Origin of the sequence: Kitasatospora sp. NPDC057223 (assembly GCF_042669755.1) — a bacterium.
GTDB lineage: Bacteria > Actinomycetota > Actinomycetes > Streptomycetales > Streptomycetaceae > Kitasatospora.
Genome location: NZ_JBHUWW010000169.1, coordinates 1 through 7,833 on the forward strand (window position 1 = coordinate 1; position 7,833 = coordinate 7,833).

Annotated in this window: 7 protein-coding genes and 1 tRNA gene; 5 read left to right on the plus strand and 3 right to left on the minus strand. The window is 74.8% G+C overall.

What is annotated here, in order from left to right:
• The first annotated feature begins 150 nt into the window (after nt 1–150).
• The gene (locus ACFUK0_RS35925) at nt 151–798 is read left to right on the plus strand and encodes a GPP34 family phosphoprotein (RefSeq protein WP_380257481.1); all 648 of its coding nucleotides are present in this window, start codon (nt 151–153) and stop codon (nt 796–798) included.
• A 27-nt stretch (nt 799–825) separates the two neighbouring features.
• On the opposite strand, the gene ACFUK0_RS35930 is transcribed toward ACFUK0_RS35925, so the two are convergent.
• Nucleotides 826–1,683: an alpha/beta fold hydrolase gene (locus ACFUK0_RS35930; protein ID WP_380257483.1), complete on the minus strand. Its 858-nt coding sequence runs from the start codon at nt 1,681–1,683 to the stop codon at nt 826–828.
• Between the two features lie 138 nt (nt 1,684–1,821).
• Here ACFUK0_RS35930 and ACFUK0_RS35935 point away from each other — a divergent pair.
• The 3 genes from ACFUK0_RS35935 (at nt 1,822) to ACFUK0_RS35945 (ending at nt 5,632) form a co-directional block, all read left to right on the plus strand.
• A tRNA-Lys gene (locus tag ACFUK0_RS35935) sits at nt 1,822–1,895 on the plus strand.
• A 232-nt stretch (nt 1,896–2,127) separates the two neighbouring features.
• On the plus strand, nt 2,128–4,509 hold the full coding sequence (locus ACFUK0_RS35940; RefSeq protein ID WP_380257485.1) for a transglycosylase domain-containing protein: 2,382 nt from the start codon (nt 2,128–2,130) through the stop codon (nt 4,507–4,509).
• Nucleotides 4,510–4,615: 106 nt separating this feature from the next.
• The gene (locus tag ACFUK0_RS35945; protein ID WP_380257487.1) at nt 4,616–5,632 is read left to right on the plus strand and encodes a DMT family transporter; all 1,017 of its coding nucleotides are present in this window, start codon (nt 4,616–4,618) and stop codon (nt 5,630–5,632) included.
• Here ACFUK0_RS35945 and lepB read toward each other — a convergent pair.
• Both lepB and ACFUK0_RS35955 read right to left on the minus strand, forming a co-directional pair.
• On the minus strand, nt 5,595–6,407 hold the full coding sequence (lepB, locus tag ACFUK0_RS35950) for a signal peptidase I (RefSeq protein WP_380257489.1): 813 nt from the start codon (nt 6,405–6,407) through the stop codon (nt 5,595–5,597). The two genes, ACFUK0_RS35945 and lepB, sit on opposite strands and share 38 nt — an antisense overlap.
• Nucleotides 6,408–6,588: 181 nt before the next feature.
• Complete coding sequence (locus tag ACFUK0_RS35955; RefSeq protein ID WP_380257491.1) at nt 6,589–6,924, minus strand: chorismate mutase; 336 nt, start codon at nt 6,922–6,924, stop codon at nt 6,589–6,591.
• A 369-nt stretch (nt 6,925–7,293) separates the two neighbouring features.
• Here ACFUK0_RS35955 and ACFUK0_RS35960 point away from each other — a divergent pair, with 369 nt between their 5' ends.
• Entirely contained in the window at nt 7,294–7,719 is a 426-nt protein-coding gene (locus tag ACFUK0_RS35960; RefSeq protein WP_380257493.1) for an OsmC family protein, read from the plus strand.
• Nucleotides 7,720–7,833: the final 114 nt, after the last annotated feature.

Below are 7,833 nucleotides of genomic sequence, written 5' to 3' on the forward strand. Positions count from 1 at the left end.
CTCTTAATCAGCGGGTCCGGGGTTCGAGTCCCTGGCGGCGCACAGACAACCGGAAGGCCCCTCGCGACGGCGAGGGGCCTTCCGGCGTTTGCGCGTACTCCGGGCGGGGGCAGACCAGCCGCAGGACAGGACCCGGGAGAGGGGACGCCGGTGGACCGGACCGACAGCCGCACCGTGCCCGAGGAGCTGCTGCTCCTGCACGCCGACCCGCGGGACGGGCGGATCAGGACGCCCTCCACGTTCCACCGGGTGCTGGCCGGCGGTGTGCTGGCGGAGCTGCTGGTGACCGGCGCGATCAGCGTGGACGGCCGGCACATCACCGGATACCGGCCGCTCGGGCAGCACGACCCGGTGGCGGCCGGGGTGCTCGCCGAACTGGGCCGCGCCCGCAAGGGCCGGCCGCCGGGCCTGGACCGGGCCGTGCGCCGGGTGCCCCGCAGCGCCGTCACGGCCTGCCTGCACACGCTCGCCGGCCAGGGCGCGGTGCGCGTCGAGCGGCGCCGCCTGCTCGGAGTCGTCCCCTACCGGCGCTTCAGCGCGACCACGCCGCAGGTGGCGCAGCAGATCGCGGGACGGCTGCGGGCCTCGGTACTGCCGGTGCCCGGCGGGGCGGGCCCGGTGGAGCGGGACCGCCAGCTGGCCGCCCTGGTGGGAGTGGCCCGGCTGGACCGGCGGCTCTACCCCGGCCCGGAGAACAAGCAGCTGCGGCGGGCCGTACGGGTGCTCGCGCGGGACCTGCCGATCGCGCGGGCCGTCAAGCGGGTGCTCGGCTCGGACGCCGCCGCGACCGGCTCGTAGCACGGGCGGCTCGTAGCGCGGCCGGTCTCACGCGCTGTCCAGGACGGCCCGGGCCACCGAGTCCGGGCGGTCGAACATGAGCAGGTGCCCGGCGGGGACGGCGGTGCGGAACTCGGCGCCGAGCAGCCCGGCCAGGGTGCGCTGGCGGGCGAGCCGGCGGTGCGTGGCGGGGTCGTCGCGGCCGTCGTCCGCCGCCAGCACGGTGACGGGGGCGGCGGGGAGCGGGGTGTGCCTGCGCAGTTCGGCGAGTTCGGCGGCGACGTCCAGGTAACCGGTGTTCTCGCGCAGGGCCGCGCGCAGCGAGCGGCCCGTCCGGTAGCAGCGCCGGACGAGGGCGGCGGGGGCGAGATCCTCGCCGCACACGGTGTTCTCCCGGGCGGCGAGCCGGCGGGCGGCGGGCCCGAACAGGTACGGGACGGCGAGGGCGGTGGCCAGGCCGGCGGCGGTACGGGCCGTCAGGTCGCGCAGGGCCGGGGCGGGCAGCGGGCTCGGGTCGGGCTCGAAGCTGCCGTCCAGCAGGACGAGGCCGGCCGTGCGCTCGGGGTGCAGCCGGGCGAAGGCCTCCACGTGGAAGGCGGCGAGCGAGTGCCCGGCGACGGTGCAGGGGCCGGTCAGGCCGAGCGCGTCCAGCACCCGGCGGATCCGCTCGGCCTCGCCCGCGGCGGTCGGGGCGTGCGGGGAAGGGGCGCTGAGGCCGAGGCCGGGGCGGTCGAAGCGGACCACCGTGCGGTACGGGGTCAGGAGCGGGACGACGAGGTCCCAGTCGAACCAGCTGCTGCCGAGGCCGCCGCTGAGCACGCAGACCGGGCCGCTGCCCTCGCGGCGCACGTGCAGGGGCAGGCCGTCGATGCGGAGGAAGCGCGAGCCGGCGGAGTGCGGTGTCATGGCGGTCCTCCCCCGTCGTGGCGTCATGGCCGGGAACGATTCCACCCTAACCGCAGTCATTCGGATGAACCCGGGCAGGCCCGGGGGAGCGTTTCGTCGCGCCGCCACCGAGCGTGTATTGTTCTCGGGGTCAGACAGGCGCCGCTAGCTCAGTTGGTTAGAGCAGCTGACTCTTAATCAGCGGGTCCGGGGTTCGAGTCCCTGGCGGCGCACAGACAACCGGAAGGCCCCTCGCGAGAGCGAGGGGCCTTCCGGCGTTCGCGGCGCTTCCGGCGTTCGCGGCGCTTCCGGCATTTGCGGGGGTCGGCGCTTTCGGGGGCCGACGGCGCGACAGCCGGTACGTGAGAGCCGCCACATCGGGCAAAAACAGGACAAAGGTCCCTAACTCTTTACAGGACCGTCTGTGCAGGCTGGCACGGTCCGCCGCAGGAAAGGCCCGCCGCTTTGCCACGTACGACACGGAGCGGCCGCACTGCGCCCCCGCCGAAGACCCGACCGACCAGGACCGGCCCGAAGAGCAGCCGGCCGGGCAAGCGCCCCCGGCGCACCGGCCTGCGACGGCTGCTGCCGACCTGGCGGATGACGCTGGGCGGCCTGCTGCTCACCCTGATACTCGGGGCCGGCGCCTTCGCGCTGGGGATCGCCCTGGTGCAGGTGCCGGACGCGCACGCCGCCGCGACCGCGCAGAGCAACACCTGGCTCTACCAGGACGGCTCGCTGATCGCCCGGACCGGCCAGGCCAACCGGCAGAACGTCGGCCTGGACAAGGTCTCCCCCGCCGCGCAGCACGCCGCGCTGGCCGCCGAGGACCGCAACTTCTACAACGAGGGCGCCGTGAACGTGCCGGGCCTGGCCCGCGCCGCGTTCAACACCGCCAAGGGCGAGGGCACCCAGGGCGGCTCCACGATCACCCAGCAGTACGTGAAGAACACCTACCTCAGCCAGAAGCAGAGCGTCACCCGCAAGGTGAAGGAACTGTTCATCGCGATCAAGGTGGACGCGACCGAGACGAAGGACGACGTCCTCGCGGGCTACCTCAACACCTCGTACTACGGGCGCGGCGCGTACGGCATCCAGGCCGGCGCGCAGGCCTACTTCGGCGTCGACGCCTCCGCCTTGACCGCCGCCCAGGGCGCGTACCTGGCGGCCGTGCTCAACGCCCCGAGCGCCTACGACGTCTCCACCGCGACGGCCACCGGCAAGCAGAACGCGCTGAACCGCTGGAACTACGTGCTCGACGGCATGGTGAAGGAGAACTGGCTGTCCGCCGAGGAGCGGGCCGCGACCACCTTCCCCGAGGTCAGGGCGCCGCAGGCGGCCCCCGGGCTGAGCGGCCAGGCCGGCTACCTGGTGAACGCGGCGAAGGACTACCTCACCTCGCACGGCATCGTGAGCGAGGCGGCGCTCGCCAAGGGCGGCTACACGGTCAAGCTGACCATCGACCCGGCCCGCGAGCAGGCCCTTCAGGACGCCGTCCAGAGCCAGCTCACCGCGAACCTGAAGCCGGACACCCGCACGGCCGACGCCGCCGCCCAGGCGGGCGCGGCCTCGGTCGACCCGAAGACCGGCGCGATCGTCGCCCTCTACGGCGGCAGCGACTACACGAAGCACTACGTCGACAACTCGGCCCGGCGCGACTACCAGGCCGGCTCCACGTTCAAGGCGATCACCCTGGCCGCGGCCCTGGACAGCCGGGCGAAGACGCAGTCCGGGCAGACGATCGGCCCGCGGACGGTCTACGACGGCACCAGCGGGCGCAAGGTGCGCGGCGCCACCGGGACGCCGTACGCGGCGCCGAACGAGGGCGGCAAGGACTACGGCCAGGTCACCCTGCAGCAGGCCACCGACTGGTCGGTGAACTCCGTCTTCACCCAGCTCGCCCAGGACACCGGGCTGGAGAAGGTCCGGGACGCCGCCGTCCGGCTCGGCCTGCCGTCCGACACCCCGGGGCTGGCCGCGCTGCCGTCCGTGCCGCTGGGCGTCGCCACGCCCAGCGTCCTCGACATGGCCGGCGTGTACGCCACGCTCGACAACGGCGGCCGGCAGATCACCCCGTGGCTGGTGCAGTCGGTGGAGGCCGAGGGCGAGCACGTCCCGATCGCCGGCCCGGCCGTCACCCAGGCGGTCAGCACGGGGACGGCGAACCGGGTCACCTCGATGCTCCAGGGCGTCGTCGACGACCCGGGCGGCACGGGCTACCGGGCCCAGGCACTCGACCGGCCGGTGGCCGGCAAGACCGGCACCACGGACGACCACAAGTCGGTCTGGTTCGTCGGCTACACCCCCGAGCTGGTCACCTCGGTCGCCCTGTTCGGCCAGGACCCGGCCACCGGCACCCAGGTCAGCCTGGACGGCACCGGCGGGGTGAGCGGCGCGGCGGGCGGGCAGTACCCGGCCCAGATCTGGACGGCCTACATGAAGGCCGCGCTGAAGGGCCAGCCCGTCACGGACTTCGCCACCAGCGGGACGGACGCCTCCGACCAGCCGCTCGGCAGCCCCTCGGCCGGCCCTTCGCCGTCCGCGACGGCCTCGGCCCCGGCCACCGACCCGGGTACGGGCTCCGCCGGCCCGACCGGCACCGCCACCGTCCCCGGTGAGGGCTCCTCCGCGCCGGCCGGCCGGGGCGGGTCCGCCGCCTCGCCCGGGGCGACCGAGCCCGCGCCGAACCCGACACCGAGCCCGGCACCGACCCGGTCCCCCTCCTCGGCGCCGACCAGGGTGCCGACCACGGCTCCGAGCACGGCGCCCGGCCCGACGGCGACGGCTCCCGCCTCCGGCGCGTCCGTCGCCCCGGCGGCGGGGGCACCGGGCCCGGGAGACGGATAGCCGCAGCGTAACGGCTGGTGAGCGGGCCGTCGGCAAGAATCCCGTGAGGAGTGAAACCAGCAGTGGCACCTTACCGAAGCGGCCCGACGACTGGCACAATGCCCCGATGCGCAGTTCACCCTCACCCCCGCCCGGCCCGTCGGGCAGGTCACTCGGCCTGACCCTCGCGCTGGTCTCGGCCTTCGCCTTCGGCGGCTCCGGCACCGCCGCCAAACCCCTCATCGAGGCCGGGCTCTCGCCACTGCACGTGGTGTGGCTGCGGGTGACCGGCGCCGCCCTCGTACTGCTGCCGCTGGCGTACCGGCACCGCGCCGCCGTCCGGCAGCGGCCCGCGCTGCTGCTGGGCTTCGGACTGCTGGCGGTGGCGGGCGTGCAGGCCTGCTACTTCGCGGCGATCTCCCGGATCCCGGTGGGCGTCGCCCTGCTGATCGAGTACCTGGGCCCGCCGCTGCTGCTCGGCTACGTCAGGTTCGTCCAGCGCCGGCCCGTGAGCCGCGGCGCGGCGCTCGGCGCGGGCGTCGCCGTCACCGGGCTGGCCTGCGTGGTCGAGGTGTGGAACGGCCTGAGCTTCGACGCGATCGGCGTGCTGTTCGCGCTCGGCGCCGCCTGCTGCCAGGTCGGCTACTTCGTGCTGGCCGACGCGGGCAGCCAGGGTGACCGGCCGGTCGACCCGGTCGCGGTCAGCGCGTTCGGACTGCTGATCGGCGCCGTCGTACTGACCGGCGTCACCCGCCCGTGGAACGCCGACTGGAGCCCGCTGGGCGGGGACGTCGTGATGAACGGGCACGCGCTGCCGGCCGTCCTCCCGGCCGCCTGGATGATCCTGGTCGCGACCGTGCTGGCGTACCTGACCGGGGTCGTCGCCGTCCGGCACCTGTCCCCGCCGGTCGCCGGGGTGGTCGCCAACCTGGAGGCCGTCATCGCCACCGTGCTGGCCTGGGTCCTGCTCGGCGAGCACCTGGGCGCGCCGCAGATCGCGGGCGGGCTGCTGGTGCTGGCCGGGGCGTTCGCCGCCCAGAGCCGCAAGCCGGCCGCACCCCCGGCGCCGGCGCCCCCGGCGGCCGGGGCCGGCCGGGAACCGCAGGTCAGTGGCCGGACCAGCCGAACCAGTCGAGGTGGCTGAGCGGCCACGCCACGGCCGCGACCGGACCGACCACGTTGGACACCGGCACCGCGCCGCCGCCCGGCTCGCGCTGGTGGTACCGGGAGTCGGCGGAGTCGCTGCGGTGGTCGCCCTCGACCCAGACGTGGCCCGCCGGCACGGTGACGGGGCCGAAGTCGAGGCCCGCGCAGGAGTCGTCGCCGGGGTATAGGTACGGCTCGCTGACCGGCGCGCCGTCGACCGTCAGCGTCGTCCCCGAGCACTGGACGGTCTGGCCGCCGGTCGCGATGACCCGCTTCACCAGGTAGTTGTCGTCCTTCGGCGGCACCAGGCCGACGAAGCTCAGCACCCCGCCGACCGCACCGGCGACCGGGTTGGTGGTGCTGACGGGCTGGGCGGGCAGCCAGTCGCCCGGGTCCTTGAACACCACCGGCTCGCCCGGGGCGGGCTCCCAGCCGAAGAGCGGGGACAACTTGTTGACCGCGACCCGGTCACCGATCCGCAGGGTGTTCTCCATCGACCCCGACGGGATCGTGAACACCTGGAACAGGCAGGTCTTGATGGTCAGCGCCACCAGGAGGCCGACCACCACCATCACGGGCAGCTCCGCCCACCAGGGCCAGCGGCGGCGGCGCGTGCCGCGTCCGGCACCGCGGCGGGCACGGCGCGGGCCCTCGGCGGGGCCGGTCCTGCGGCGGCGGCCTCCCCTGGTGGCCGGGGCCGCGTCCGAGGTCATCGGGCCCGCCCCGGGGCCGCCGGCGTGCTGCTGCCACCCCTGTGCCATCGCCGAAGCCATCGCGGAACCGCCTCTCCGGACCGCGGCCGTCGCCCCGCACCCTGACTGGCCTGGGCTCCGCGATCCACCGGATCAGCCGACCCGGGAAGACAGCACGCTAACGCCAACCGTCGGGCGCCACGAAATCGGACATTTACCGGCAGCCGACACCGGCCGCCGTGCGGGCCGCCGATACCCGGCCTCAGGCCCGCGCGATGGCCTCGTGGTGGCGGATCACCTCGGCGATGATGAAGTTGAGGAACTTCTCGGCGAACACCGGGTCCAGGTGGGCACCGGCCGCCAGCGTCCGCAGCCGGGCGATCTGGTCGCGCTCCCTGGCCGGATCGGCCGGGGGCAGCTTGTGCTCGGCCTTGAGCCGGCCGACCCGCTGGGTCGCCTTGAAGCGCTCGGCGAGCATGTGGACCACGGCGGCGTCGATGTTGTCGATGCTCTCCCGCAGGCTGGTCAGCTCCGCCCGGACGTCTTCGGCGATCCCGTCGGTGGTACCGGGATCGGGGTTCGTGGCGTGGTCCGTCATCGGGTTCGGCTCCGGGGCTGTGCGGGCGGGCGGGCACCCGGTACGTCTGCGGAGGGTCCGCGGACCGGCCCGGGCCCGGGCCAATCTAACAGGGCGGCCCCGACCGGCTCCCATTATTTGACCCATCTGTCCGCGATGCGGACGTGCCTGCGGACGGGTGCTGCACGAGCTGTGGCGGCGCCCCGGACGGCCGGCGAGGCTCGTGGCGCCACGACGGGTGCCGTGTCCGAAAAGGGGCGGATGGCGGATATGACGCCGTGTAAGACGTGCGGGCGCCGCCCCCGGCAACGGGCGGACGCCCCGTAGGCTGGGCGCGGCATGGCCGGACGTAACCGATCAGCAGTCGCTTCAGCACTGGAGGAACCGATCGTGGCAACCACGCGCACCGCACGCACCGCTTGGGAAGGCAACCTGCTCGAGGGCAAGGGAGAGGTGACCCTCGCCTCCTCCGGCATCGGCACCTTCCCCGTCTCCTGGCCGTCGCGCGCCGAGGCGGCGAACGGCAAGACCAGCCCCGAGGAGCTCATCGCGGCCGCGCACTCCGCGTGCTTCTCGATGGCGCTCTCGCACGGCCTGGCCGGAGCGGGCACCCCGCCCACCAAGCTGGACACCACGGCCGACGTGACGTTCCAGCCGGGCACCGGCATCACCGGCATCCACCTGACGGTCGTCGGCGAGGTGCCGGGGCTGGACGAGGCCGGCTTCGTGAAGGCCGCCGAGGACGCCAAGGCGAACTGCCCGGTCAGCCAGGCCCTGACGGGCACGACCATCACGCTGACCGCCGAACTGGCCTGACCTGGCGCGGGGGGCCCCCCCCCCCCCCGGGGGGCCGCCCCCGGCACCCCCCCCCCCGGCCGCCCCCGGGGTGGGCGGCCGCGGGCCGGGGGTGTTATTTACGAGCAGGCCCAC